Source organism: Pseudomonas frederiksbergensis (assembly GCF_003732665.1).
Classification (GTDB): domain Bacteria; phylum Pseudomonadota; class Gammaproteobacteria; order Pseudomonadales; family Pseudomonadaceae; genus Aquipseudomonas; species Aquipseudomonas frederiksbergensis_G.
Genome location: NZ_MOBP01000001.1, coordinates 223036 through 249485 on the forward strand (window position 1 = coordinate 223036; position 26450 = coordinate 249485).

The 26450-nt window shown below is 61.0% G+C and carries 22 protein-coding genes and 1 riboswitch; of the genes, 6 read left to right on the top strand and 16 right to left on the bottom strand.

Going from position 1 to position 26450, the window contains the following annotated elements:
- Positions 1-6: 6 nt before the first annotated feature.
- The 8 genes from parC to BK665_RS01090 all read right to left on the bottom strand — a co-directional run bounded on the left by parC (position 7) and on the right by BK665_RS01090 (position 9206).
- A complete protein-coding gene (gene parC / locus BK665_RS01050) occupies positions 7-2274 on the bottom strand; it encodes a DNA topoisomerase IV subunit A (RefSeq protein WP_123402451.1) in 2268 nt (755 codons plus the stop codon).
- Between the two features lie 7 nt (positions 2275-2281).
- The gene (locus tag BK665_RS01055) at positions 2282-2806 is read right to left on the bottom strand and encodes a retropepsin-like aspartic protease family protein (protein ID WP_123402452.1); all 525 of its coding nucleotides are present in this window, start codon (positions 2804-2806) and stop codon (positions 2282-2284) included.
- The gene (locus BK665_RS01060; protein ID WP_123402453.1) at positions 2803-3792 is read right to left on the bottom strand and encodes an esterase-like activity of phytase family protein; all 990 of its coding nucleotides are present in this window, start codon (positions 3790-3792) and stop codon (positions 2803-2805) included. Before BK665_RS01060 ends, BK665_RS01055 begins: the two co-directional genes overlap by 4 nt.
- Positions 3792-5696, bottom strand: coding sequence for a DNA topoisomerase IV subunit B (gene parE, locus BK665_RS01065; RefSeq protein ID WP_123402454.1), 1905 nt, complete (start codon positions 5694-5696; stop codon positions 3792-3794). Before parE ends, BK665_RS01060 begins: the two co-directional genes overlap by 1 nt.
- 42 nt (positions 5697-5738) lie before the next feature.
- Positions 5739-6347 carry a YqiA/YcfP family alpha/beta fold hydrolase gene (locus BK665_RS01070; protein ID WP_123402455.1) on the bottom strand — a complete coding sequence of 203 codons (609 nt, stop codon included), beginning with the start codon at positions 6345-6347 and terminating at the stop codon, positions 5739-5741.
- Between the two features lie 883 nt (positions 6348-7230).
- Complete coding sequence (gene cpdA / locus BK665_RS01080; RefSeq protein ID WP_123402759.1) at positions 7231-8046, bottom strand: 3',5'-cyclic-AMP phosphodiesterase; 816 nt, start codon at positions 8044-8046, stop codon at positions 7231-7233.
- 99 nt (positions 8047-8145) lie between these two features.
- Entirely contained in the window at positions 8146-8598 is a 453-nt protein-coding gene (locus tag BK665_RS01085) for a DUF1249 domain-containing protein (protein WP_054053309.1), read from the bottom strand.
- A complete protein-coding gene (locus tag BK665_RS01090; RefSeq protein ID WP_123402457.1) occupies positions 8589-9206 on the bottom strand; it encodes an NUDIX domain-containing protein in 618 nt (205 codons plus the stop codon). Before BK665_RS01090 ends, BK665_RS01085 begins: the two co-directional genes overlap by 10 nt.
- 227 nt (positions 9207-9433) lie before the next feature.
- On the opposite strand from BK665_RS01090, the gene BK665_RS01095 reads away from it, so the two are divergent.
- Complete coding sequence (locus BK665_RS01095) at positions 9434-10177, top strand: RsiV family protein (protein WP_123402458.1); 744 nt, start codon at positions 9434-9436, stop codon at positions 10175-10177.
- On the opposite strand, the gene cytX is transcribed toward BK665_RS01095, so the two are convergent.
- Positions 10146-11438 (bottom strand): putative hydroxymethylpyrimidine transporter CytX, encoded by a 1293-nt coding sequence (gene cytX / locus BK665_RS01100; RefSeq protein ID WP_123402459.1) that lies wholly within the window; start codon positions 11436-11438, stop codon positions 10146-10148. The genes BK665_RS01095 and cytX overlap by 32 nt on opposite strands.
- Positions 11439-11612: 174 nt before the next feature.
- The gene (gene thiC, locus BK665_RS01105; protein WP_123402460.1) at positions 11613-13502 is read right to left on the bottom strand and encodes a phosphomethylpyrimidine synthase ThiC; all 1890 of its coding nucleotides are present in this window, start codon (positions 13500-13502) and stop codon (positions 11613-11615) included.
- A gap of 174 nt (positions 13503-13676) precedes the next feature.
- Positions 13677-13782: riboswitch (TPP riboswitch) on the bottom strand.
- Between the two features lie 192 nt (positions 13783-13974).
- On the opposite strand from thiC, the gene BK665_RS01110 reads away from it, so the two are divergent.
- Positions 13975-15408 carry a TolC family outer membrane protein gene (locus tag BK665_RS01110; RefSeq protein WP_123402461.1) on the top strand — a complete coding sequence of 478 codons (1434 nt, stop codon included), beginning with the start codon at positions 13975-13977 and terminating at the stop codon, positions 15406-15408.
- Positions 15409-15532: 124 nt separating this feature from the next.
- Here BK665_RS01110 and waaA read toward each other — a convergent pair whose 3' ends face one another.
- Both waaA and BK665_RS01120 read right to left on the bottom strand, forming a co-directional pair.
- Complete coding sequence (gene waaA / locus BK665_RS01115; protein WP_123402462.1) at positions 15533-16810, bottom strand: lipid IV(A) 3-deoxy-D-manno-octulosonic acid transferase; 1278 nt, start codon at positions 16808-16810, stop codon at positions 15533-15535.
- Positions 16803-17723 (bottom strand): LysR family transcriptional regulator, encoded by a 921-nt coding sequence (locus tag BK665_RS01120; protein ID WP_123402463.1) that lies wholly within the window; start codon positions 17721-17723, stop codon positions 16803-16805. The genes waaA and BK665_RS01120 overlap by 8 nt, the downstream gene beginning before the upstream one ends.
- Positions 17724-17826: 103 nt before the next feature.
- On the opposite strand from BK665_RS01120, the gene BK665_RS01125 reads away from it, so the two are divergent.
- The 4 genes from BK665_RS01125 (at position 17827) to BK665_RS01145 (ending at position 21341) form a co-directional block, all read left to right on the top strand.
- On the top strand, positions 17827-18159 hold the full coding sequence (locus BK665_RS01125; protein WP_123402464.1) for a DMT family transporter: 333 nt from the start codon (positions 17827-17829) through the stop codon (positions 18157-18159).
- A 196-nt stretch (positions 18160-18355) separates the two neighbouring features.
- Positions 18356-19531, top strand: coding sequence for an NAD(P)/FAD-dependent oxidoreductase (locus BK665_RS01135; protein ID WP_123402465.1), 1176 nt, complete (start codon positions 18356-18358; stop codon positions 19529-19531).
- Positions 19528-20340 carry an aldo/keto reductase gene (locus BK665_RS01140; protein ID WP_123402466.1) on the top strand — a complete coding sequence of 271 codons (813 nt, stop codon included), beginning with the start codon at positions 19528-19530 and terminating at the stop codon, positions 20338-20340. The genes BK665_RS01135 and BK665_RS01140 overlap by 4 nt, the downstream gene beginning before the upstream one ends.
- Positions 20341-20372: 32 nt before the next feature.
- Positions 20373-21341 carry a metal ABC transporter ATPase gene (locus BK665_RS01145; protein ID WP_123402467.1) on the top strand — a complete coding sequence of 323 codons (969 nt, stop codon included), beginning with the start codon at positions 20373-20375 and terminating at the stop codon, positions 21339-21341.
- 130 nt (positions 21342-21471) lie between these two features.
- Here the strand turns inward: BK665_RS01145 and hldE are convergent, their stop codons facing one another.
- The 4 genes from hldE to msbA all read right to left on the bottom strand — a co-directional run bounded on the left by hldE (position 21472) and on the right by msbA (position 26296).
- On the bottom strand, positions 21472-22893 hold the full coding sequence (gene hldE / locus BK665_RS01150; protein ID WP_123402468.1) for a bifunctional D-glycero-beta-D-manno-heptose-7-phosphate kinase/D-glycero-beta-D-manno-heptose 1-phosphate adenylyltransferase HldE: 1422 nt from the start codon (positions 22891-22893) through the stop codon (positions 21472-21474).
- Between the two features lie 102 nt (positions 22894-22995).
- A complete protein-coding gene (gene cysC / locus BK665_RS01155) occupies positions 22996-23607 on the bottom strand; it encodes an adenylyl-sulfate kinase (RefSeq protein ID WP_123402469.1) in 612 nt (203 codons plus the stop codon).
- Positions 23600-24304, bottom strand: a complete 705-nt coding sequence (locus BK665_RS01160; protein ID WP_123402470.1) for a sulfotransferase family 2 domain-containing protein — start codon at positions 24302-24304, stop codon at positions 23600-23602. Before BK665_RS01160 ends, cysC begins: the two co-directional genes overlap by 8 nt.
- Positions 24305-24493: 189 nt before the next feature.
- Entirely contained in the window at positions 24494-26296 is a 1803-nt protein-coding gene (msbA, locus tag BK665_RS01165; RefSeq protein ID WP_123402471.1) for a lipid A export permease/ATP-binding protein MsbA, read from the bottom strand.
- Between the last annotated feature and the right edge of the window lie 154 nt (positions 26297-26450).

Below are 26450 nucleotides of genomic sequence, written 5' to 3' on the forward strand. Positions count from 1 at the left end.
GCACGCCTAATTGAGGTTTTCGACGAGCAGCGCATCTACCCTCTGGAAGCCACGTGGCAATTTGTTACCACGACGTCCACGTTCACCTTTGTAGTGTTCGAGGTCGTCCGCCTTCAGTGACAAGGTACGTTTTCCGGCCTGCAGCACCAACGTGGCGCCATCCGGCAGTACGGCGATGTCCGTGACATATTCTTCGCGACTGGCAACCCGCTCACCGGAGATACCGATGATCTTATTGCCTTTACCTTTACCTAATTGTGGCAGGTCGCTGATTTTGAAGATCAGCAGGCGACCTTCGGTCGTGACCGAAGCCAGCCAGTTGTTCTCGCGATCGGCCACCGGGCGCGGCAGGATGACTTTCGAGTTGTTCGGCAAGCTCAGCAACGCTTTGCCTGCCTTGTTCTTTGCCTGGAAGTCTTCACCCTTGACCACGAAACCGTAACCGGCGTCGGAGGCGATCACGTACAGCGAATCGTCTTCCGGCATCAGCACGCATTCAAAGGTTGCCCCTGGCGGCGGCGTCAGACGGCCGGTCAACGGCTCGCCCTGGCCACGGGCCGATGGCAAGGTGTGCGACGGCACCGAATAGCTGCGGCCGGTGGAGTCGATAAACACCGCATACTGGTTGGAACGCCCCGGCGCCAGGGCCTTGAAGCCATCCCCGGCCTTGTACGACAGGCCGGTAGCGTCGATTTCATGCCCCTTGGCCGAGCGAACCCAGCCTTTTTCCGACAGCACGACGGTCACTTTCTCGTTTGGCAGCAGATCGTGTTCGGTCAGGGCCTTGGCTTCGGCGCGTTCGACGATAGGCGAACGACGGTCATCGCCATAGGTTTCGGCGTCCTTGAGCAGCTCGGTGCGCACCAGTTTCTTCAGTTTGGCTTCGCTGCCCAGCAGGGCTTGCAGCTTGGCTTGTTCCTTGAGCAGTTCATCCTGCTCGGCACGCAGTTTCATTTCTTCCAGTCGCGCCAACTGACGCAGACGGGTGTCGAGAATGTAGTCGGCCTGGATTTCGCTCAACGCAAAACGGGCGATCAGTGCGGCTTTCGGGTGTTCCTCGGTGCGGATGATGTGGATCACTTCATCCAGGTTGAGGTAGGCAATCAACAAACCGTCCAACAGGTGCAGGCGACGCTCGACCTTGTCCAGGCGGAATTGCAGGCGACGACGCACGGTCTGCACCCGGAATTCCAGCCACTCGACCAGCAACGCCCGCAGGTTTTTCAGCTGTGGCTTGCCGTCCAGGCCAATGATGTTGATGTTGACCCGATAGCTCGACTCCAGCTCGGTGCTGGCGAACAGGTGGGTCATCAACGCATCGTGATCAAAGTTTTTGCGTGCGCCCGGAATAATCACGATCCGGCACGGGTTTTCGTGGTCGGACTCGTCACGCAGGTCGGCGATTTGCGGGGCCTTGGATGGCTTGGCCTGCATCATTGCCGCGATCTGTTCCAACACCTTGGCACCGGACACCTGGTGCGGCAGCGCGGTAACGATGATGTCGCCGTCCTCGACGTGGTACACGGCGCGCATGCGCACCGAGCCCTTGCCGGTTTCGTACATTTTCAGCAGATCGGCGCGGGGCGTGATGATTTCCGCTTCGGTCGGGTAATCCGGACCCTGGATGTGTTCGCAGAGTTGTTCGACCGTGGCTTTGGGCTCATCGAGCAAACGCACGCACGCCGTCGCAACTTCGCGCAGGTTGTGCGGCGGCACGTCGGTGGCCATGCCCACGGCGATGCCGGTGGTGCCGTTGAGCAGGATGTTCGGCAAACGGGCCGGCAACACCAGGGGTTCTTCGAGGGTGCCGTCAAAGTTCGGGCCCCAGTCCGCAGTGCCCTGGCCCAGTTCGCTGAGCAGCACTTCGGAATAACGCGACAGCCGCGCTTCGGTGTAACGCATGGCGGCGAAGGACTTGGGATCATCCGGCGCACCCCAGTTACCCTGGCCGTCCACCAGCGTGTAGCGGTAGCTGAACGGCTGGGCCATCAGCACCATGGCTTCGTAGCACGCCGAATCGCCGTGGGGGTGGAATTTACCGAGCACGTCACCGACGGTACGCGCCGATTTCTTGTGCTTGGAATCGGCATCCAGCCCCAACTCGCTCATCGCATAGATGATGCGCCGCTGTACCGGTTTCAGGCCGTCGCCGATATGCGGCAAGGCACGGTCCATGATCACGTACATGGAATAGTTGAGGTAGGCATTTTCGGTGAAGTCAGCCAGTGACCGGCGCTCTACACCGTCCAGGCTGAGATCAAGGGAGTCGCTCATGCGGGCCTCATCGGTTCGTTGTCTGGCGCAGCAGCATGGTGCCACCGCGCTGGGTAAATTCAAGTTTGTTCAGTGCGCTCATACCGAGCAGCACCTGATTGCCATCCAGTCCTGGCGCGACCAGCGCGCGAACATCACGCAGCACGATATCGCCCAGTTGCAGCCGGTCGATGCGGGTTCGGTAACCCTGGCTCAAACCGTTGGCCGTGCTCAGGGTCACCCCAAAGCCCTCCTCCAGTTTCAGCCGTTCGGCCAGACTGGCCGGGATCGACACATCGGTCGCCCCGGTATCGAGCATGAAATCCACCGGCTGGCCGTTGATCTGGCCGCTGGCGACGAAATGCCCCTGACTGTTGCCCATCAGTTTCACTTCGACAAAACCTTCGCCCTGCTGCGAAGTGACCACCGCATTGGGGTTTTGCTGACGCTGTTCCCACTGCCCGAAAAACCGCGTTGCCAAAAACAATGCGGCGCACCAGGCCAGGATCATGAACACCCGACCGGCGCGTTTGCCCGGCGGTTGCTGGCTCATGGCTTGGCGCTCCAGCCACCTTCAGGCGCGGCGAAGCGCCAGACGATCGGGCGGACCTCGCCATCGGCGCGGGCACCGAAATTGTTGTCGATGCCGATCCAGGCACCGTCGGCGTCCACCACCAGCGCTTCCGCCAAGCCGTAAGCCTGTGGATATCGACGGTTGGGCTGCAAGGCTTCGTCAGCAAACGACCAGCAGCGCTCGACCTTGGCGGTCACCGCATCCCGGCGACAGATTTCGAAGGCGTTGCGTTCAAGGGTAAACAACTTGCCGTTGAACAAGGACAGGTCGGCGAAATCCCGGGACACAGCCTTGGCGTTGGGAAACTGTGCCGGCTGCATTTCCTTGCCGGCTTCGCTCAGCAGCACGCAGCGACCATCGCAATCCCACACTGTTTGCTTGCGCTTGATCAGCAGCAACCCACGGCTTTCGCGCTCGGCGGCCAACCACAAGGTGTCACCCGCCGGATTGATCGCCAGCCCTTCGAACAGCGCATTGAATTTCAGCAGCATGCCGCTGGCCCGGGCTTCGCGAACCAGCAACGGCGAGATCTTCAGCCACGATGCAGTGCCTTGCGGGGTCACTTGCAACACGGCGGCATGCGCTTCGCTGACGATGTAGCGATTGCCGGCGCTGTCGCAGGTGATGCCTTCGAAATCCAGGTCACCACCGCGCACCAGCGAAGCCGCCCAGGTCCGTGAGCTCAAGCCCCAGGGCAAGCCGCTGTCGGGCACCGGCGGCACGTCGATGCGCACGGTTTCGGCCTGCCAGATGTTGGCGGTCATGTCGAGGCGATAGATTTGATCATCTTCCCGATCAGACACCGTCCACAGCTCCATGCCGCACTCGGCAAGCCCCGACAGATTGCCGCCGCGCATGCCATCGACGGCATGTTCGGACAACAGGCGCAGCTCCGGCGCCGGCTCGGCAGACGCCGTGACCGAGACCAGCAGCAACGCACACGCCAGGGCGAAGCCAAACCGCATCAGCCCAGAACCTCGGCCAGGTTGCCCTTGGACTCCAGCCAGGACTTGCGATCACCGGCGCGTTTCTTCGCCAGTAGCATGTCCATCATTTCCGAGGTGGCGTCGAAATCTTCCAGCGTCAGTTGCACCAGGCGCCGGGTGTTCGGGTCCATGGTGGTTTCGCGCAACTGCGGCGGGTTCATTTCACCCAGGCCTTTGAATCGGGTGACCTGCGGCTTGCCGCGTTTCTTCTCGGCCACCAGACGATCAAGGATGCCGTCGCGCTCGGCTTCGTCCAGGGCGTAGTAAATCTCTTTGCCCAGGTCGATGCGGTACAGCGGCGGCATGGCGACGTAGACGTGACCGGCATCCACCAACGGGCGGAAATGCTGGACGAACAACGCGCACAGCAGCGTGGCGATGTGCAGACCGTCGGAGTCGGCGTCGGCGAGGATGCAGATCTTGCCGTAGCGCAACTGGGCGATGTCGGCCGAGCCCGGATCGACACCGATGGCCACGGCGATGTTGTGCACTTCCTGGCTGGCCAGCACTTCGCTGCCATCGACTTCCCAGGTGTTCAGAATCTTGCCGCGCAACGGCAGGATCGCTTGAAACTCTTTGTCCCGCGCCTGCTTGGCCGAACCGCCGGCGGAATCACCTTCGACCAGGAACAGCTCGGAACGCATCGGGTCCTGCCCGGCGCAATCGGCGAGTTTGCCCGGCAGCGCCGGCCCTGCGGTAATGCGCTTGCGCTCGACTTTTTTACTGGCCTTCAGGCGACGGCCGGCGTTGTTGATCGCCAGTTCCGCCAGCAGCATGCCGGTTTCCGGGTTGGCGTTGAGCCACAGGCTGAACGCGTCCTTGACCACACCGGAGACGAAGGCCGCCGCTTCACGGGACGACAGGCGTTCTTTGGTCTGACCGGAGAATTGCGGTTCCTGCATCTTCATCGACAGCACGAAGGCAATGCGTTCCCAGACGTCTTCCGGCGCCAGCTTCACGCCACGTGGCAACAGGCTGCGGAATTCGCAGAACTCGCGCATCGCATCGAGCAAGCCTTGGCGCAAACCGTTGACGTGAGTGCCGCCCTGGGCCGTCGGGATCAGGTTGACGTAGCTTTCCTGCACGCTGTCGCCACCTTCCGGCAGCCACAGCAGCGCCCAATCCACCGCTTCTTTATTACCGGCCAGGCTGCCGCAGAACGGTTCGTCCGGCAGGCGCTCGAAGCCGTTGACCGCATCCACCAGGTAGGAACGCAAACCGTCTTCGTAATGCCATTCGACTTTTTCGCCAGTGGCCTTGTCTTCAAAACTGACCAACAGCCCCGGGCACAGAACAGCCTTGGCCTTGAGCACGTGCTTGAGGCGGCTGATGGAGAATTTGGGTGAGTCGAAGTATTTCGGGTCCGGGGCGAAAAACACGCTGGTGCCGGTGTTGCGCTTGCCGACGGTGCCAATGACTTCCAGTTCGGTTTTCTTGTAACCGTCGGCGAAGGTCATCTGGTATTCGTTGCCGTCACGCTTTACGCGCACCCGGACTTCGTTCGACAAAGCGTTGACCACGGAAATACCCACCCCGTGCAAACCGCCGGAGAACTGGTAGTTCTTGTTGGAAAACTTGCCGCCCGCGTGGAGCTTGGTGAGGATCAGCTCGACCCCGGAAACACCCTCTTCCGGGTGAATATCCACCGGCATGCCCCGGCCGTCATCGCTGACTTCCAGGGAGTGATCGGCGTGCAGGATGACTTGCACAGAAGTCGCGTGCCCGGCCAAGGCTTCGTCGACACTGTTGTCGATGACTTCCTGGGCAAGGTGGTTCGGCCGACTGGTGTCGGTGTACATGCCGGGGCGTTTACGCACCGGGTCGAGGCCCGAGAGGACTTCGATGGCGTCTGCGTTATAAGAGCTAGCGCTGGGAGTGGCCATGGGGTCTCGTCGTCAGTGTTCGTTTAAATAAGGGGCGATGACTCACAGAGCGGTGAAATCGATCGCCTGATACAAATCTGCGCCAATGCCGGCAAAACTCAACATGGCCGGCAATTGCCCGGCAAAACCCTGGAAACTATGGTCGCCGCCGGCCTGGATGCGCAAGGCACAGGCTCGGTAATACTGCTGGGCGAGGCGGTAGTCCAGCGTTTCGTCGCCGGTCTGCAACCACACCTGATAACGCTGCGGGTCCCGGGGCGCCGGCACTTCCAGCTCGGCCAGGGCCGTCACATGGTCGTGGGTCAATTCCCAGGTTTCATCGGTATACAGGTTTTTCTGCGTCCCCAGATGCCCGTCGAACATCCGGTGCGGACTGACGGCAGGGTTGATCAACAGGGCCTTGAGGCCATGCTGCTCGGCCAAGTGAGTGGCATAGTAGCCGCCGAGTGAGCTGCCGACCAGCAGTGGCCGCCCCAGCTCCTCAATCGCCCGGTTCAACTGACCGATGGCCTCACGCGGGTGATGATGCAAGGCCGGAACCTGCAACCGGTCGCTCAAGCCCAGGCGCCCCATCACGCTAATCAACTGGCAAGCCTTTTTCGAGGCCGGAGCACTGTTGAAACCGTGGATATAAAGGATCGAACCGGACATTTGAACTCCCTGAGCGTCGGGTAAAGAGGCGCAGTTTACAGCGAGACGGAGGGATCGGGGATATCTCAGCGCTCAGGGTGCCAAGACTGACGCCTTCGCGAGCAGGATCGCTCCCACAATTTTGATTGAGTACATTCGGGAGAGGTGGGGCGGCTGTCAGGCCGCCTTCGCGAGCAAGCTCGCTCCCACAGTTTTGATTGAGTACATTTGGGAGAGGTTGGTTGGCTGTTAGGACGCCTTCGCGAGCAAGCTCGCTCCCACAGTTTTGATTGAGTGCATTCGGGAGAGGTTGGTTGGCTGTCAGTACGCCTTCGCGAGCAAGCCCGCTCCCACAATTTTTGATTGAGTACATTTGGGAGAGATGGGCGGCTGTCAGTACGTCTTCGCGAGCAAGCCCGCTCCCACAGTTTTGATTGGGTATGTTCGGGAGAGGTTGGTTGGCTGTCAGGCCGCCTTCGCGGGCAAGCCTCGCTCCTACGAAAAGCAGAAGCGGAGCGGCATACACCTACCGGCTCTTCACCACTCATTAGGCCGAGCGTTAGCTCGCCTGCTCTTGATCTTGATCTTGCTCTGCCCGCCCCTTCGGGAGGCTGAGTGGAGGTGTTCATCTGGGGGTGGGCGCGCAGCGCCGTGCGGCGAAGCCGCACACATCGAGAGGAGGTCGAAGCGAAGCCGACCGGAGGCGATGCCCCCAGATGGACACCGGAGCGAAGGAACGCCGAGCCTCAGCGAGGGGCCGGACGCCGGGGCGAGCCTTTTTGGGTACTTTTTTGGCGTTTGAAAAAAGTGCCTCGCCGTAAGGGCGAAACCGCCAGCCGCCGTTACCGCAGAAATGGATATGTACACCAACCAAGAGCATGGTCGGCCCAAAGGCCGCCAAGTCTCAGTAACCGTTGGAACCGTAATCAACCGTAAACTCGAAACCGGTGACCCGCTCAATCCCAGTTTCAATCAGCCCATCAGGCAAAAGCCGCAACCACCGATACCCCGGCGCCTGCTCCCCAACCCTGAAATCCTCACTCCCAGGCTCAAACTGAATGCACGTCGAAGGCGAAGCCATCAACCGCACACCGTTGCGATCCAAATCAATCTCCTGATGCACATGCCCCCACAACACCGCACGCACCTGGGGAAACCGATCCAGCACCGCAAACAACCCCTCAGGATTACGCAAACCAATCGGCTCCATCCACGCACAACCAATCGACACCGGATGATGATGGAAACACACCAGATGATGCCGCTCCGGCGCCTCACTCAACGAACGCGCCAGCAACTGCAACTGCTCATCCTGCAAATACCCCGGCACCGAGCCCGGCACGGCGGAATCGAGCAAGGTCACCCGCCAGTTGCCGATGTCCACCACCGGCTCCAGCAGCGCACTCTGCACAGCCGCCTCAGCCATGATCATCGGCTCATCGTGATTGCCAGGAATCCAGCGCGCCGGAGCGTCGAGTTGTCGGGTCAAGTCGCGAAACTGCTGGTAGGACTCCAGCGTCCCATCCTGGGAAATATCGCCACTCGCGACGATCAGATCGATCTGCGGCTGTTGCCGGCGCACCAACTCGATGACCTTTTGCAGGCTCTCGCGGGTATTCATGCCCAGCAACGTACCGTCCGCCTCAGCGAACAGGTGACTGTCGGAGATTTGCACCAGCAACGCCGGATCGGCGGTGGTCAATGTGGATACGCTCGGCAAGGCGTTCTCCCAGGGCTGCATCACGGAGTTGGATAGAGGCCGCAATTATGCTGGGGGAAGGTCAAAAGAGGAAACGTGTGAACCGGACGCAGTTCACATCTATCGCACAACCGCGTACTCGTGCCCGCACGCCAGACAATGACTCAGCCATTCCCCCAGGAACAGATTGAGCTGCGCCTTTTCATCCGGCTGATGCATGGCGGCGTTCGGGTAAGGATAGATGCCCCGGAAGCGTCTTGCATGTTCGGCACTGACAACCTCGGCCATGCACGCGTCGTGGTAGACCTGAACTTCCAGTTGCGGCACCGGCAGCCACGGCAAACTGTGTTCCTGACGCACTTGCAGGGTGGTGGTGTACGGGTTGACTTGCAGCACTTCCAGGGCCAGCACGCCGAGCATCTGGTCGCCCTGGGTCACGGCAATGCGCCGGGCCTCGGGTTCGCTGCGCATGTCCGGCAACAGTCGCATCAGGCGCGCGTAGTTGGCCTCGCAGGAGGCTTGCAGCCCCACGAGGTCCACCCGATACCGATCGCGCAGCTTGTTTACGACCATAACCCCCTCACTTCAGCGCGGTTCAAAGCAAGCCATTGCAAAGCAATGATGCTGGCCGCGTTGGCAATTCGTCCGTCGCGTACGGCTTGCAGCGCATCTTCGAACGCCCAGACCGTGACGCGGATATCTTCCGCTTCTTCTGCCAGTCCATGCAGGCCGCCTACTCCGTTGGTTTCGCAACGCCCCAGGTACAAATGCACGAATTCGTTGCTGCCGCCGGGCGATGGAAAATATTTGGTCATCGGCCACAGCGCCCCGAACACAAGCCCAGCTTCCTCCTGCGCTTCGCGGTGAGCAACTTCTTCCGGTTCTTCGTCTTTATCGATCAGACCGGCGACCAACTCGATCAACCACGGGTTGGTGGTCTTGCCCATGGCGCCGACCCGGAACTGCTCGATCAACACCACTTCATCGCGCTGCGGATCGTAAGGCAATACGCACACCGCATCGTGGCGCACGAACACTTCACGATTGATCTCGCGACTCATGCCGCCGGCGAATAATTCATGGCGCAAATGCAGGCGATCGAGCTTGTAGAAGCCCGCGTAGCACTGCTCGCGTCGAACAACTTCAACGGTGGTCGGAATGGCGTTGGCAAAATCAGTCATGACAATCCTCTTTACTGCGAATCCGTTACGAGGCTCCTTTTTGTTACTTGCGACCTCGACTTCGCGCCATCCTAACGCGCCGTTGCTGTTTGATGCAGCCCCTTTACCGTCATCGGGATAGACGGTGAGGGCGAAACCAACTCTAATTAGCTTAGTGGCGAACTGACTGCTTCGTTGACAGTCGAAGCGGTAACTTTTCGCCTTTCCCTGTTTTATGAAGGACGCCCATGTCGCTTTTTAAAATCGCCTCCGTGGCCGCTATCGCCCTGACGCTGGGCGCTTGCCAGAGCCTGTTCCAACCCAACTACCGTACGCCGCTGGAAACCACCCGCGATGCTTCGGAAACACTGAAACCGGGTTGCACCACGCCTGACTGCCCGCTGGTGAACATCGATACGCTGAAATTCCCGGCCGAGCCACAGCTGGACGGCATCGTCGAAAAAAACCTGCTGCAACTGACCCGCACCCCGGATGCCCCGGCAGCGCCGACCCTGGCCGCCTACCGCGATCAATTCCTGCGCAGCGCAGCGCCACGCTCCAGCAGCTACTTGCAGGCCAAGGTACGGGAGCAGCATGACGGCTTGGTGATCGTTGAGTTTTCCAGCTACCTAGACACCGGCGGCGCCCATGGCACCCCGGGCCGCAGCTTCATCAACTATTCGCGCCAGCAGCACAAAGTGCTGACCCTGTCGGATATGTTGCTGCCGGGCCAGGAAGAGGCGTTCTGGAAAGCCGCGCAAGTGGCGCACAACAGTTGGCTGATCAGCACCAAGCTCGATCAGGAGCCGGATTTCCTGAAGAACTGGCATTTCCAGAAAACCCAGAACGTGGCGCTGACCTACGGTGGGGTGATCCTCAAGTACGAAGTGAGCACCATCGCGCCTTACGCACTGGGCCACATCGAACTGAAGATCCCCTACCCGCGCCTCAACGGCATTCTCAGGCCCGAGCTGTTTCCCGGCCGTAACTGAAGGCTCGACCGAGCACAAGTTGCAGCAGCCCTGCCAGTACCAGTGACGGCAGGGTTGCGCCAACATCCGGATACAGATTAGCCAGCAAATGATAGGTGCTCACCCCGCCCAACCAGGCGAGCAACGCCGGCCAGCGCAACGCGGCTGACGCCACTTGAGCACTGCGTTTGCGCAAGATGAAGTGATCCACCAGCACCACGCCGAACAGCGGCGCAAACACCGAGCCGATCAATAGCAGGAAATTCTGGTACTGGGCCAAAGGCGCCAGACAGGCGATCAATGTGCAAATCACACCAATCGCCAACGCCAGATGCTCGACCTTCAAGCGCAACAGAATCCCGCTGGACACCGCCGCCGAGTGAATATCGGCAAAGGCGTTTTCCGATTCATCCAGCAGGATCAGCAACAGTGGAATCCCCAGGCCAGCACCGGCCAGCGCCAGCAGCAAGGCATTCACTTCACCGCTCGGCGCGAATGCCAGGGTGTAAGCCACGCCGAGGCTCATCAGCCAGAAGTTACCGATAAAGAAGCCCAACGCCGTACCGCCGAAGACGTTTTTCGCGCGTTTGCCGAAACGCGAGTAGTCGGCAATCAGCGGCAGCCAGGACAGCGGCATCGCAATCGCAATGTCGAAACCCACGGCGAACGGCATCGAACCGTCACCGGCCTGGGCCCACAATGCGGCCAGATCGGCTTTGGCGAACAGGTTCCAGGTCAGCCAGATGCATGCGGCCAGCAGCAGCCAGATGCCCCATTTACGCAGGATCTGCCGCACGAACGTCAGCGGACCGCTGACGGCGAGCAAGGTTGCGAGGGCGCCAAACACCAAAGTCCACAGCAGCGGGTTGGACAGCAAACTGCCTTCGCTGAAGGCCCGGGCGCCGAGCAGGCTGGCGGCGTCGCGCATGACGATGATTTCGAACGAACCCCAACCGATCAGTTGCAGCAGGTTCAGCACCGCCGGCAGGCTCGCGCCCCGTTTGCCGAGGCTGAGCTTGAGCGCGGCCATCGACGACAGACCGGTGTCGCTGCCGATCACGCCGACCGCCGCCAGCAGCAGAACGCCAACCAACGTGCCGAGGAAAATCGCCAGCAACGAGCCGGACAGGCCCAAGCCCGGCGCGAGCAGAGCGCCAGTCTGCAAGACCATCAGGCCGATGCCGAGGGAAAACCACAGGGAAAACAGATCGCGGCCGCCGAAGACACGTTTGTCAGTCGGCACCGCGATGTCAGGGGAATAAGTGCTGGGTTGAATGCTCAAGGGTGTTATCTCAGAGGGACATTTGTTGTTGTGTTGATCACCGCCATCTCTGTAGGAGCGAGGCTTGCCCGCGAAGGCGTCATCACATTCAACATCAATGCTGACTGACACGCCGCCTTCGCGGGCAAGCCTCGCTCCTACAAGAGCAGCGCCAGTGCGGCGCTGCAGGTCAGATCAAACCTTCTTGTACAGCTGACTGCCTTCCTGCTTGAACCGCTCCGCCTGGTCCGCCAATCCCTGGGCGACTTCGGCGTCGATGGTTTCGATCCGTTGGTTGGCCGCGTATTCGCGGACTTCCTGGGTGATTTTCATCGAGCAGAATTTCGGCCCGCACATCGAACAGAAATGCGCGACCTTGGCCGAATCCTTCGGCAGGGTTTCATCGTGATACGAGCGGGCGGTGTCCGGATCGAGGCCCAGGTTGAACTGGTCTTCCCAACGGAATTCGAACCGCGCCTTGCTCAAGGCATTGTCGCGAATCTGTGCCCCCGGATGCCCTTTCGCCAGATCGGCGGCATGGGCCGCGATCTTGTAGGTGATGATCCCGGTCTTCACGTCATCCTTGTTCGGCAGGCCCAAGTGTTCCTTCGGCGTGACGTAGCAAAGCATGGCGCAACCGAACCAGCCGATCATCGCCGCACCGATACCGGAGGTGATGTGGTCGTAACCCGGCGCGATGTCGGTGGTCAGCGGGCCGAGGGTGTAGAACGGCGCCTCGTCGCAGCACTCGAGCTGCTTGTCCATGTTTTCCTTGATCAACTGCATCGGCACGTGGCCAGGGCCTTCGATCATGGTTTGCACGTCGTGCTTCCAGGCAATCTTGGTCAGCTCGCCGAGGGTTTCCAGCTCACCGAATTGCGCGGCGTCGTTGGCGTCGGCAATCGAGCCCGGACGCAGGCCATCGCCCAGCGAAAAGCTGACGTCGTAGGCCTTCATGATTTCGCAGATGTCTTCGAAATGAGTGTAGAGGAAGCTCTCTTTGTGGTGCGCCAGGCACCACTTGGCCATGATCGAACCGCCACGGGAGACGATGCCGGTCACACGCTTGGCGGTCAGCGGCACATAGCGCAACAGCACGCCGGCGTGGATGGTGAAGTAGTCGACGCCCTGCTCGGCCTGCTCGATCAGCGTGTCGCGGAACAACTCCCAGGTCAGGTCTTCAGCGGCGCCGCCGACTTTTTCCAGGGCCTGGTAGATCGGCACGGTGCCGATCGGCACCGGCGAGTTGCGGATGATCCACTCGCGGGTTTCATGGATGTGCTTGCCGGTGGACAAGTCCATGATGTTGTCCGCGCCCCAGCGGATGCCCCAGGTCAGTTTCGCCACTTCTTCTTCGATGGACGAACCCAGGGCGCTGTTGCCGATGTTGCCGTTGATCTTCACCAGGAAGTTACGGCCGATGATCATCGGTTCCAGTTCGGTGTGGTTGATGTTGGCCGGAATGATCGCGCGACCCCGGGCAATTTCTTCACGGACAAATTCAGGGGTAATGATTTTCGGCACGCTGGCGCCGAAGCTGTGACCGGCGTGTTGCTGGTCCAGCAGCCCGGCGGCACGGGCCTCTTCGAGCTTCATGTTTTCGCGGATGGCGACGAATTCCATCTCGGGCGTGATGATGCCTTTGCGGGCGTAGTGCATCTGGGTGACGTTGCCACCGGCCTTGGCGCGGCGCGGGTTGTTGACGTGGGCGAAGCGCAGCTTGGTCAGCTCCGGATCGGCGAGGCGTTCCTTGCCGAAGTTCGAGCTCAGGCCGGGCAGGCGTTCGGTGTCGCCCCGGGCTTCGATCCACGGCGAACGAATGTCGGCCAGCCCTTTGCGCACGTCGATGATGACGTTGGGATCGGTGTACGGACCCGAGGTGTCGTAGACCACCACCGGCGCGTTGATCTCGCCACCGAACTCGGTCGGGGTCACGTCGAGGCTGACTTCGCGCATCGGCACGAGGATGTCCGGGCGAGAGCCCTGCACATAGATTTTTTGCGAGCGGGTAAACGGCTGAATCGACTGTTGATCGACTTGGGCCGAATCACTCAGGTTCGTAGTGTTTTTTAGTTTTATCGTCATCACGGGCTCTCCAGACAGCATCCAGGCAGTGGAATTTTGTCGGAGTGAACCTGTAACGAATGGACGCGACCAATCAGCCATGACATTGCTGTTGGTGCTGTGCTCTGTGCTCGAGGGCTGTCGACTGTCGATTGTCGAACAACATCCCGGACGAAGCACAAGAGGACTCGCCGGGTGACGAGAAATCTTGTTCCCTACGCAGGCGCTAACCTGATCAGGTTCAACGGGATCCGAAATTATTCGATCTCAGCCTCATAGCAAGGCACCCCGACAAGAACCCGGCCAGTCTAGACACAACGGGCGAAGAACGCCAACACCGGTGTAAACACCGTGATGAATGGCGCAATTAACGGATTGTTGCCGAACGTGCGCACAACTACACTCGCTACGCCCTGCCGCGCCTTGACGCTGTGCAGGCCGCGCCGTACCTTTGGCGCTCAAATTATCAGCGTAATTTTTTAGGGATGGCCTCATGCTGCGCAAACTCTCACTGGCCCTTGCCGTGTCTTGTGCGTCCAATGGAATGGCCTGGGCAGCAGAAGCGCCCTTATCCACCAAAACCGACCTGGTCAGCGTCTACCAGGAAGCGGTGGACAACAACGCCGATCTGGCCGCCGCACGCGCCCAATATGGCGCCCAGAAAGAAGTCGTGCCCCAGGCCCGCGCCGGCCTGCTGCCGAACCTGTCGGGCGGGGCCAACCTGAGCTCGGTGCGCACCCAGCTCGACCAGCCGTCGGGCACCGCCAACCGCGATGCTCATTCGTATCAGGCGACATTGGCCCAGCCACTGTTTCGCGCTGATCGCTGGTTCCAGTTCCAGGCTGCCAAGGACGTCAACGAGCAAGCCTCGCTGCAATTGTCGGCTACCGAACAGAATCTGATCCTGCAATCGGCGGAAAGCTATTTCAACGTGCTGCGCAGCCAGGACAACCTGGCCTCGACCAAGGCTGAAGAAGCAGCGTTCAAGCGTCAGCTCGACCAGTCCAACGAACGCTTCGATGTCGGCCTGTCGGACAAGACCGACGTGCTGCAATCCCAGGCCAGCTACGACACCGCCCGGGCCAACCGCATTCTTGCGCAGCGCCAGGTAGATGATGCATTCGAAGCTCTGATCACACTGACCAACCGTCAGTACAACTCGATCCAGGGCATCGTCCATACGCTGCCGATCCTGCCGCCAGCGCCGAACGACGCCAAGGCCTGGGTCGACACCGCCGCCAAACAGAACCTGAATCTGCTGGCCAGCAATTACGCGGTCAGCGCCGCCGAAGAAACCCTCAAGCAACGCAAGGCCGGCCACGCGCCGACCCTCGATGCGGTGGCCAAATACGAAAAGGGTGACAACGACGCCCTGGGTTTCAGCAACCCGAGCGCCTTCGGCCAGCCCTACGGCGGCAACGTCGAGCAGACTACCGTCGGCTTGCAAGTGAACATCCCGATCTACAGCGGCGGCCTGATCAACTCCCAGGTGCGCGAGTCCTATTCACGGCTTGACCAGACCGAGCAACAGCGCGAACAACTGCGTCGGCAAGTGGTGGAAAACACCCGCAACCTGCATCGCGCGGTGAACACCGACGTCGAACAGGTCCAAGCGCGCAAGCAGTCGATCATCTCCAACCAGAGCGCGGTGGAAGCCACCGAAATCGGTTATCAGGTGGGGACGCGCAACATCGTCGACGTGCTCGATGCCCAGCGTCAGCTGTACACCTCGGTGCGCAACTACAACAACACCCGCTACGACTACATCCTCGACAACCTGCGCTTGAAGCAAGCGGCGGGCACGTTGAACCCGGGGGACTTGCAGGATTTGTCGCGTTACCTCAAGGCTGACTACAACCCGGACAAGGACTTCTTGCCACCGGACTTGGCCAAAGCAGCGGCGGAACAACTTAAAGCAAGACCCTGACAGCAAAAGCAAACGGCATTCGCGAGCAAGCCCGCTCCCACATTGGATCTGCGTCGTACAAAATTTGTGTTCACTGCAGACCCAATGTGGGAGCGGGCTTGCTCGCGAATGAAGACGACTCGGTCTAACGGTCGATCAATCGTCCGAGTCCATCCAACAACCGCTGCAACGCGCCCTGATTGGTGCGCATCACCTTCAACCCCGCCTCTGCCATCCGCTGCGCATCTCGCGGCAGTTCAAATAACCGCTGCACGGCCACCGCCAAGCCTTCGGCATCATCGACCTCGGCCAACGCCCCGGCGCTGCGCAACTGCGCGGCGATTTCGAGGAAATTGAACAGGTGCGGCCCGCTTAAAACAGGCTTGGCCAGTGCCGCCGGCTCCAGCAGGTTATGCCCGCCATTGGGCACCAGGCTGCCGCCGACAAACGCGCTATCGGCCAAGGCGTAGAGAAACAACAATTCGCCCATGGTGTCGCCCAGCAGCACCGAGGTATCGGCGGTGACCGGCTCGCCGGTGGAACGCCGAACCGTGGCAAAACCTTGCTGCTTGCACAGTTCGAACACCGAGTTAAAGCGCTCCGGATGACGCGGCACCAGGATCAGCAACGCATCGGGATGGTTGGCCAGCAATCGGCGATGGGCCGCCAGCACCACTTCGTCTTCACCTTCGTGGGTACTCGCGGCGATCCACACCGGACGCTCCAACGCCTGCCATTGCCCGCGCAGTTCGGCGGCGCGCAGGAGCAGTTGCGGGTCGATGGTCAGGTCGAACTTGATCGAGCCGGTCACTTCGACGGTTTCCGGACGCGCACCCAACTTGCGGAAACGCTCGGCCTCGGTCTCGGTCTGCACCGCGAACAGGCTCATTTCGGCGAGCATTGGTCCGGTCAGTTTATGAAAGCGGCCATAGCCCTTGGCCGAACGCTCGGACAGTCGCGCATTGGCCAGCGCCACGGGGATCCCGCGCTTGGCGCACTGGTGAATGTGGTTGGGCCACAGCTCGGTTTCCATGATCACGGCCAGTTTCGGCTGGACCCGATCAAGAAACCTCGCTGCTGCACACGGCAGGTCGTAGGGCAAATAGCAGTGCTGGATGCGCGGCTCGTTGGCGAACAGGGCGTGGATGCGCTCCGAGCCGGTCGGGGTCATGCAGGTCACGGTAATCGGCAGCATCGGATAACGCTGCAGCAAGGCGCGGATCATCGGCGCGGCGGCGATGCTCTCGCCGACGGACACGGCGTGCACCCAGATGCCGCCCGGCTGCATCGTCGGCAAGCCGTAGGAAAAGCGCTCGCCAATGCGCTGGGCATACGCCGGCGCCTTGCGCGAACGCAGCCATAGCCGAATCGCTACCAACGGCAGCCCCAGGTAAAACAGCGCGGTGTAGAGAGTTCTATTCATGGCGGCGGAGTTTATCGGTTTTTAAGCCGATCGCCTGCAAGTGCACGGCAAAACGTTCGGCCAACCAACGCGCGGCCGGACCCAGCGGTTCGTCGCGCCGCCACACCAGCTCCACCACCAAGGCCGGCGGGGTCCATTCGCTGACCAATTCGACCATCTGATTCTGATACCCGGCGTACTGCACCACATTGCGCGGCAGCCAGGCCCAGCCGAGGCCGCGCATCAGCAATTCAGCGATAACGTAGAAGCTGTCGGCGCGCCACACCTGGGGGCTGGCCGGTTCGCTGCCGGGATAAACGCTGGATTGAGCCGCCATCAGCAATTGCCGATGTTGGGCCAGTTGTTGGCAATCAACGTCCTTCAACTTCGCCATTGGATGACCAATACCGCAGACCGTCACCATTTCGATGCTGCCCAGCACCCGCCGCTCCAGCGCCTCGGGAATCTGATCGTGGTAGAACAGCAGCCCGAGATCGGCGCGGCGCTCCAACAGCTTGCGCGCCACGTCGCCCTGAGTGCCGTTGGACAATTGCACCTCCAGGCTGGGGAATTGATCAGCCAGGGCATCGAGGCTGTCGATCACCGGCTGGAACGGCATGGCTTCATCCTGGGCCAGGCGAATGCGCGCCTCCTGCCCACGCATCATCGCCAACGCCCGACCGTTCAGGCGCTCGCACTGACGCAGCACCTCCCGCGCCTCCTCCAGCAGGGCAGCGCCGGCTTCGGTCAGCTTCGGCTGGCGGCCGCTGCTGCGGTCGAACAGGCTCACGCCCAGGTCTTCCTCCAGCAACGCAATCGAACTGCTGACCGCCGACTGCGCCTTGCGCTGATCCCGCGCCACCGCCGAAAACGAGCGCTGCTCCGCTACGCTGACAAACAAACGCAGCTGTTCCAGATTCCATTGCATGTTCATGGCGCAACCCATCTCTTAAGCAGATAGGTAATGACTTTACCGCATCTGGAGAATCTCTAGAATGCCGACCTCAGAGAGCAACACTTCATTCGAGGATTACCCCATGACCGCCTACTACTACCTGGCCATCGCCATCTGCGCCGAAGTGATCGCCACTGTTTCGATGAAAGCGGTCAAAGGCTTCAGCACGCCCCTGCCGCTGATCCTGGTGATCGTCGGCTACGGCATCGCCTTCTGGATGCTGACGCTTGTCGTGCGCAGCGTGCCGGTGGGCGTGGCGTACGCGGTGTGGGCCGGGATGGGGATTGTGATGGTCAGCGTGGCGGCGCTGTTTATCTACGGGCAGAAGCTGGACGTGCCGGCGATGTTAGGGATGGGGCTCATCGTCCTGGGCGTCGTAGTGATTCAACTCTTCTCCAAAACCGCCGGGCACTAAAGCCAAGCACAATCCCTTGTGGGAGCGGGCTTGCTCGCGAATGCGGTGGATCATTCAACGATGATGTTGGCTGGTCCACCGCATTCGCGAGCAAGCCCGCTCCCACAGTTTTGTGTACACCCGATTAGTCGCCGACAAATCCCCTCCGCAACGAGTCTGTATACTGCGCCCTCGTCTTGATCACTGAGGTCGCTGCATGCCATCCGTTATTTCCACCGACGTTCTGATTGTCGGCGCTGGTGTCGCCGGCCTCTGGCTGAATGCGCGTCTGCGCCGCCAGGGTTTTTCGACCGTGCTGGTGGAAAGCGCCAGCCTCGGTGGCGGGCAGAGCGTGAAGTCCCAGGGCATCATCCACGGCGGCGCCAAGTACGCGCTGCATGGCGCTCTGACCGGTGCCTCGGAAGCCATTGCCGACATGCCGCGCCGCTGGCGTGAAGCTCTGGCCGGTGACGGCGAACTGGACTTGAGCGGCGTGCGCCTGTTGTCCGAAGCTCACTACCTCTGGTCCCCCGGCACGATCGCCGGCAACCTCACCAGTTTCTTCGCCAGCAAAGCCGTGCGCGGTCGGGTCGATCAGGTCAAGGGCGATCAACTGCCGCCGGCGCTGCAAGACAAGCGCTTCAAGGGCAAGGTTTACCGATTGGCCGAACTGGTGGTCGACGTGCCGAGCCTGATCCAGCGCCTGGCGGATCTGGCGGGTGACGGCTTGCTCGCCGGGCAGACTATCGAACCGTTGCTGGATGGCGGAATTCTGGTTGGCCTGAAAGTCGATGGCCGCGAGATCCGCGCCCAACGCATCGTCCTCAGCGCCGGCGGCGGCACGGCCGCGTTGCTTGAAGCGCTGGGCCTGACTCAGCCCGCCATGCAGCGCCGACCATTGCACATGATCATCGCCAAAGGCCCGAGCCTCAAACCGCTGTACGCCCATTGCCTGGGCGGCGGCACCAAACCGCGCATCACCGTGACCACTCACCCGGCCGCCGATGGCCAATGGGTCTGGTACATGGGTGGCGACATCGCCGAAGCCGAAGGCGTGGCCCGCGAGCCCGCCGAGCAAATCGCCACCGCGCAAAAAGAACTCGGGCAGTTGCTGCCGTGGATCGACCTCAGCACCGTGCAATGGGCGACCTTGCGCGTGGACCGTGCCGAACCGCTGCAATCAGGCCTGACTCGTCCGGACAACGCATTCCTCGCCGAACAGGGGCGGCTGTTGGTGGGTTGGCCAACCAAACTGGCACTGGCGCCGGACTTCGCCGACCGCGTGATCGCCAGTCTCGCCCGGGACGGCATTCAGCCCGGCCCTGCCGCGCCGCTGCCCGAACTGCCAAAACCACCGATGGGCGTCCCTGCCTGGGAGCAACTGCTGCCATGAGCGTACAAACCCTGCACGACCTGCATCGCCCACTGGGCAGCACCGGCCTGCTGGTTTCGCCCCTGGGCCTGGGCACCGTAAAACTGGGCCGCGACCAGGGCGTGAAATACCCCAACGGCTTCCAGATCCCCGGCGATGACGAAGCGCGGATGCTGCTTAAACTCGCCCGGGACATGGGCATCAACCTGATCGACACCGCCCCGGCCTATGGCCGCAGCGAAGAACGTCTCGGCCCGTTGCTGCGCGGCCAGCGTCAGGAGTGGGTGATCGTGAGCAAGGTCGGTGAAGAATTCGTCAATGGCCAGTCGAGCCACGACTTCAGCGCCGCCCATACCCGATTGTCGGTAGAGCGCAGCCTGCAGCGTCTGGAAACGGATTTTATCGACCTGGTGCTGGTGCACTCCGACGGCAACGACCTTACGATCCTCACCGACTGCGAAGTCTACTCGACCCTTGCCGAGTTGAAGCGCGAAGGCAAGATTCGCGGTTTCGGTTTTTCCGGCAAAACCGTCGAGGGCGGTTTGAAGGCTCTGGAACAGGGTGATTGCGCCATGGTCACCTACAATCTGAACGAACTGAGCGAGAAAGCCGTGATTGACTATGCTGCTGTCCACGGCAAAGCGATCCTGGTGAAAAAGGCCCTTGCCAGCGGTCATGTGTGCCTGAGCCCCGGCGTCGACCCGGTGCGCGCCAGCTTCGAGTTGTTGTTCCAACATCCGGGTGTTGCCAGTGCTATTGTCGGGACCATCAATCCGCTGCACCTCGCCCACAACGTCGCGACCGTTGCCCAGGTCCTTCGTAGTAACTGACGCCGCCCACGCGGCCTTAAGCAGGAGCCGACATGCCGCGTACGCTCATTAGAAAGAACCCGAGCAACTTCAAGACCCTGCCGTTGTACGTCGAAGCGACTCCCGAAGGCTTGAGTTACCAGAGCGTCGGGATGCCGCTGAATTTCTCCCAGACCCTGCAACGACGCCGCCCGGTGGCGGTGCCCGACACCGAGCGCTTTGCCCTGGAACTGGCCAACCTCGGGGTTTCGGTGCGCCTGACCCTGCATTGGCAGAATCGTGATTATTGGGTGCTGGTGCGCCAGCGCCGACAGGACCGTGGCGATGTGGTGCTCAAGCTGATTTCCGGTTACGTCCCGGCCCACGAACTGAACCTGCCGCTGCACACGGCGATCCAGGAGATTGCCGAAGAGTGTCTGCTGGAAACCCCGGAAGGCTGGCTCAGCGGGCGTTTCAACGATACCTGGCTGCCGGCGCCCTACTCCTCCGCCCTGCATTATCGCGAAGCCCTGCCGTTTCGCCTGACGCCACTGTCCGGCTCGGCGCGGCCGGTGCGTTGCGCCGCCATGCAGTTGATCGAACGGCCCAGGGCCTACGTGCACTTGCCGACCGCTTCGTTGCAGTTGATCTACGACCTGCGCCTGGACGTGCCCAAAGAAGCCAAGTCCTTGAGCCTGTTCCATGTAGATGAGCGCCTGGAAGGTGATCAACTGGTGGCGCGACTGGATCGCAAGCGTCCCGATCTGTATTTGATGCCGTTGCAGGATGGCCAGCCGATGGCTGAGCTTTATACGCTGAAGAAGGATCAACTGTACCCGGCGAGCACCCGCGGGTTGTACCTGGCCGAGAGCTTTGCCAAGCAGGAAGGCTGGCTGGTACGCGATGAGCGGATTCGCTGGAAGGATTGGGTGCGGCAGCAAGGGCTGGCACCACCAGGGAAAGATTCTGGGTTGGCGCGGTTGCGGGGGAAGGCCAAGCAATTGCTGAAGAAAATCGTGCCGCGCAAGAAAGTCGGCTCTTAAAATCAAAAGCAAAAGATCGCAGCCTTCGGCAGCTCCTACACGGGAATGTGTACACCCGTAGGAGCTGCCGAAGGCTGCGATCTTTTGATGTTTGATCGTTCCCACGCTCCGCGTGGGAATGCAGCCAGGGTCAGTTATTGCGGATCTTCTCGACAATCGCGGTGGTCGAGCTGTTTTCCACCAGCCCCAGCACTTTCACCGTGCCGCCGTAAGCGGTGACGATGTCCGCGCCGACCACTTGGTCGATCCCGTAATCCCCGCCCTTGACCAACACGTCCGGCTTGACCTCGCGCAGCAGGTTTTCCGGGGTGCCTTCAGCAAAGCTGATGACCCAATCCACCGCGCCCAGACCGGCCAGTACGGCCATGCGCCGGTCAACGCTGTTGATCGGACGACCTGGCCCTTTCAGGCGGCTCACCGAAGCGTCGTCGTTGACCGCAACGATCAGACGATCGCCCTGGGCCCGGGCCTGTTCCAGATAGGTCACGTGGCCTGCATGCAGAATGTCGAAGCAGCCGTTGGTGAAGACGATCCGCTCGTTGTGCGCACGGGCGTCATCGACTGCCAGCAACAACTGTTCGAGACCGAGCACACCGCGCTCGGAACCTTCTTCACGCTGGATGGCGCGACGCAGTTCCGGTGCGCTGATGCACGCCGTCCCCAACTTACCAACCACAATGCCCGCCGCCAGATTGGCCAGGGCCACGGCGTGGGGCAGTTCTTCGCCAGCGGCAATCGCGGCCGCCAGGGTCGAAATCACCGTGTCACCGGCACCGGTCACGTCGAACACTTCACGGGCACGGGCCGGCAGGTGCAGCGCCGGATGATCCGGGCGCAACAAGGTCATGCCGTGCTCGCCACGGGTCACCAGCAAGGCGCCGAGGTCGAGGTCGTGCATCAGAGTTGCGCCCTTGCTCACCAGTTCGTGCTCATCGGCGCAGCCGCCGACGATGGCTTCGAACTCGCTGAGGTTCGGGGTGATCAGGCTCGCACCGCGATAGATCGAGAAATCCTTGCCCTTTGGATCGGCCAGCACCGGAATGCCACGGGCACGGGCGGCCTGGATCAGCACCTGATGGTTTTTCAGCGCGCCTTTGCCGTAATCGGACAGCACCAGCACCTTGATGCCTTCGAGCAATTCGTCGACCTGCTTGCCCAACGCCAGGGCGTCGGTGGCGAACGGTTCTTCGAAGTCGATACGCAGCAATTGCTGGTGGCGGCTCATGACCCGCAGTTTGACGATGGTCGGCTGGTGCGCGATGCGCTGGAACAACGCTCGCACTCCAGCACCCTTGAGGCTGTTGGCCAGGCTGTCGGCGGCTTCGTCGTCGCCGGTCACGCCGACCAGCGAGGCCGGGGCCCCGAGGGCGGCGATGTTGAGGGCAACGTTGGCGGCACCGCCCGGGCGGTCCTCGATTTGCTCGACCTTGACCACCGGCACCGGCGCCTCAGGGGAAATCCGTGAGGTCCCACCATGCCAGTAACGGTCGAGCATGACATCGCCGACCACCAAGACAGGGGCTTGATCGAATCGCGGCATGGACAACTTCATGGAGCAACCCACATACAAAATGAACAGGGCCGCGATATTAACACAGGGTTGGCGCAGGCTTGCGCGACGGCTGCAACAGGATGAATTGACAGGGTTTTTTGCTCATTTTTTGAACAGAAACGCCGACAACCGGGCGCAGGCGTCTTCCAGCGCCAGATCCTGGGTGTCGATCTCACACTCCGCCGTCAGCGGCGCCTCATACGGGCTGTCGATGCCGGTAAAGTCCTTGATCCGCCCTTGCAGGGCCGCCTGATACAAACCTTTGGGGTCCCGTTGCGCGCAAACCGCGAACGATGTGCTCACATACACTTCGACAAAATCGCCCTCGGCAAACAGCCGTCGTGCCGCCTCGCGTTCGGCGCGGAATGGCGAAATCGCCGCCACAATCACAATCAGACCGGCATCGACCATCAACCGCGCCACCTCGGCCATACGCCGAATATTTTCCCGGCGACAATCAGCCCCCATCCCCAGGTCGCTACACAGGCCGCCGCGCAGGTTGTCGCCATCGAGGATGAAGGTGTGAAAACCGCTTTGATTGAGCTGCAGCTCCAAAACATTGGCCAGCGTCGACTTTCCCGCCCCGGACAACCCCGTCAACCATATACAGCGCGGGCGCTGCGCTTTGAGCGCGGCCCGGGCTTCCCTCGACAGGGACAAGCCGTAAGGGCGGATCGCCGGGGTCGGCGTGGACATCGATCGGGCATTATTCATAGCCGAGCATCTCGTAATCGCGCTGATAAGCCCGACGCACCAGGCGACGGGTGCGAACCGAACAGAAATCACGGGCCAGCCTTGGCTGACGCTGCTGCGAACTGTTGACATGGGGCAGTAGCACCGGGTGCTTCAACTGCTCGCACACCAGCTCGAAATCCCGTGCCAGGTGTTCTTGATAACCGATGAAGTCCAGGGCCAGATGCCCAAGGGAGTCCCTGAGAAAATCCGTTTGCGCGGCAAAATGCAGTTGCCGGCTGATGGTCTCCGGATGCAGCCAGCGCGCCACAAAGTCGTCGAAATCGCGAAATTGGCGGACCAACTTCTGCGCGGCGTGGTCGCGTTTCCCCAACTCGTTGCCCCGTAGAAAAGCGTAGGCCGAGTAGGCTCGCTCCAAGGGGTCGCGGACGAAGGCGAACTTGAAACTGGCGGCAAACTGCTCGGGAAACTGCTGCTCGTACCAGTACAACGGCAGATGCCCGGGGCTCCAGTCGTCGAACAGCGCCGCACATACGCTGCTGCCGGCACACTTGGGCACGTGAATGAACAGGCAGGCTCGCTGCGCAAAGGACGAGGGAAACTGCAGATTGGCCGACATCGACTTGTTCACCACCTGGCGGTCCACGACCGACAGGCGCCCTAGCAGAAAGGCCCGCTGCTGCTTGGGCAACAGTTTCCAGAGATAGCGTTGCAACATGGCAGTACCCGCGCGACGGGGATGGCCCCTTCGATGGAAGTCAAAAGTTCGTTCAGGAACCTTAACAAGCGCGGTACGGAGTTTTATTCAGGTTTGGTCAAGAAGGGTAAGGAAGCGGATACAAATCAGCGGACGCATTGCACGTCCACCGAATGAACGAGGGTGGAACAGGTCCACCCTCGTTACCCATCAGGCGATGTCTTCTGCCGGGGCATCGAGGCCCATGGCATTCAGGCGCGCGTAGTAGCCATTCTGCGCCAACAGCTGGTCATGGGTGCCGCGCTCGACGATCCGGCCCTGGTCCATGACCAGGATCAGGTCAGCCTTCTCGATGGTCGACAGACGGTGGGCGATCACCAGGGTGGTCCGACCTTTCATGACCTGATCCAGTGCCGCCTGAATGTGCCGTTCCGATTCGGTATCGAGGGCCGAGGTGGCCTCGTCGAGGATCAACAGCGGTGCGTTCTTCAGCAGTGCCCGGGCAATCGCCAGGCGCTGGCGCTGGCCGCCGGACAGCAACACGCCGTTCTCGCCGACCTGAGTGTCCAGGCCTTCGGGCAACTGTGCGATGAAGTCCATGGCATAGGCGTCTTTCGCCGCTTTTTCGATGTCTTCACGGGGTGCGCCGGCCAGATCGCCATAGGCGATGTTGTTGGCCACGGTGTCGCTGAACAGCGTCACGTGCTGGGTCACCTGGGCGATGTGCTTGCGCAGGTTCAGCAGTTTGTACTGTTCCACTTCGACGCCATCGATCAGGATTTCGCCCTTGTCGTGGTGATAGAAGCGTGGGATCAGGTTGGCCAGCGTCGACTTGCCACTGCCCGAGCGCCCCACCAGCGCCACCATTTGTCCCGGTTCAACCGAGAAACTGATGTCGTTGAGAACCTGACGATCGGTGTCCGGGTAGGTGAAGCTCAAGTTGCGCACTTCCAGGCGACCGCTGACCGCATCGCGCTCGATTGTGCCGGTATCGACTTCCGGCTCGACGTCCAACTGCTCGAAAATGCTCTCGGCACCGGCCACGCCTTTCTGGATGGTCGAGCTGACTTCGGACAACTGGCGGATTGGCTTGGGCAGGAGGCCGGCCAGGGTGATGTAGGCAATCATGTCACCGGCGGACGCATCGCCGCGCAGGTACAGCACCAGGAACATCAGCACCGCCATGGCGCTGTAGATCACCAGTTGCAGCAGCGGCGTGTAGATCGCGCCGGTGCGGGTCATGCGCAGTTGCTTGTCGGTGTTGCCCTGGCTGGCGGCCAGGAAGCGCTTCTGTTCGTAGACTTCGCCGCCGAAGCTGCGGACCACGCGATAGCCCTGGATCGTTTCCGAAGACACGTGGGTCACGTCGCCCATGGCCGACTGGATTTTCTTGCTTTGCTTGCGGAATTTCTTGCTGGCAGTGCGCACCATGACCGCGATCAGCGGCAGGATGGCGACCATGACCAGGGTCAGGCGCCAGTTCATGAGCAGCAACGAGGCAAACAGGAAGATCACCGTCATGCCTTCACGGATTACGACCTTGATCGCATCTGTGGCCGCCCCGGTCACCATGGTCACGTTAAAGGTGATACGCGAAATCAGATGACCCGAGTTATGCTTGTCGAAGTACCGGTTCGGCAAGACCAGCAAGTTATTGAACAACTGCACCCGCAGGTCATGGACCAGCCCGAGGGAAACCTTGGCCAGGAAGTAGTTGCCCAGGTAAGAGCCGAAACCCTGCCACGCCGCGATCAGGATGATCAGCAGCGGCACCGCCTGCAGCAGTTGCAGGTCGCGCAGGTAAGGCACCGTCGGAAACAGCACGGCTTCAGGATTGGACAAGCCATCGACGAAGTACTTGAGAATGTAGCCAAGCATTGGCTGCGTCGAAGCGAAAATCAGAAAGCCGACAATGCTGATCAGGAACAGACTGATGTACGGCCGGACATAGCCGAGCAGACGGAAGTAGATTTTCAAGCTCGATGGGCTTGCGGAGAGACTGGAGTCGGTCATATCACGCGATTGTCGATAAAAAGGACGCTGACTTTAGCACAGCTTCTTCAGGGTTCTGGCAAACGCATAAAGGCTGTTATTGTTAGGCGCTGCATTCAGCATCAAATAGCCATCACCCCGAAATGGCCGATCAACTTCAGGATTGAATCTCTCA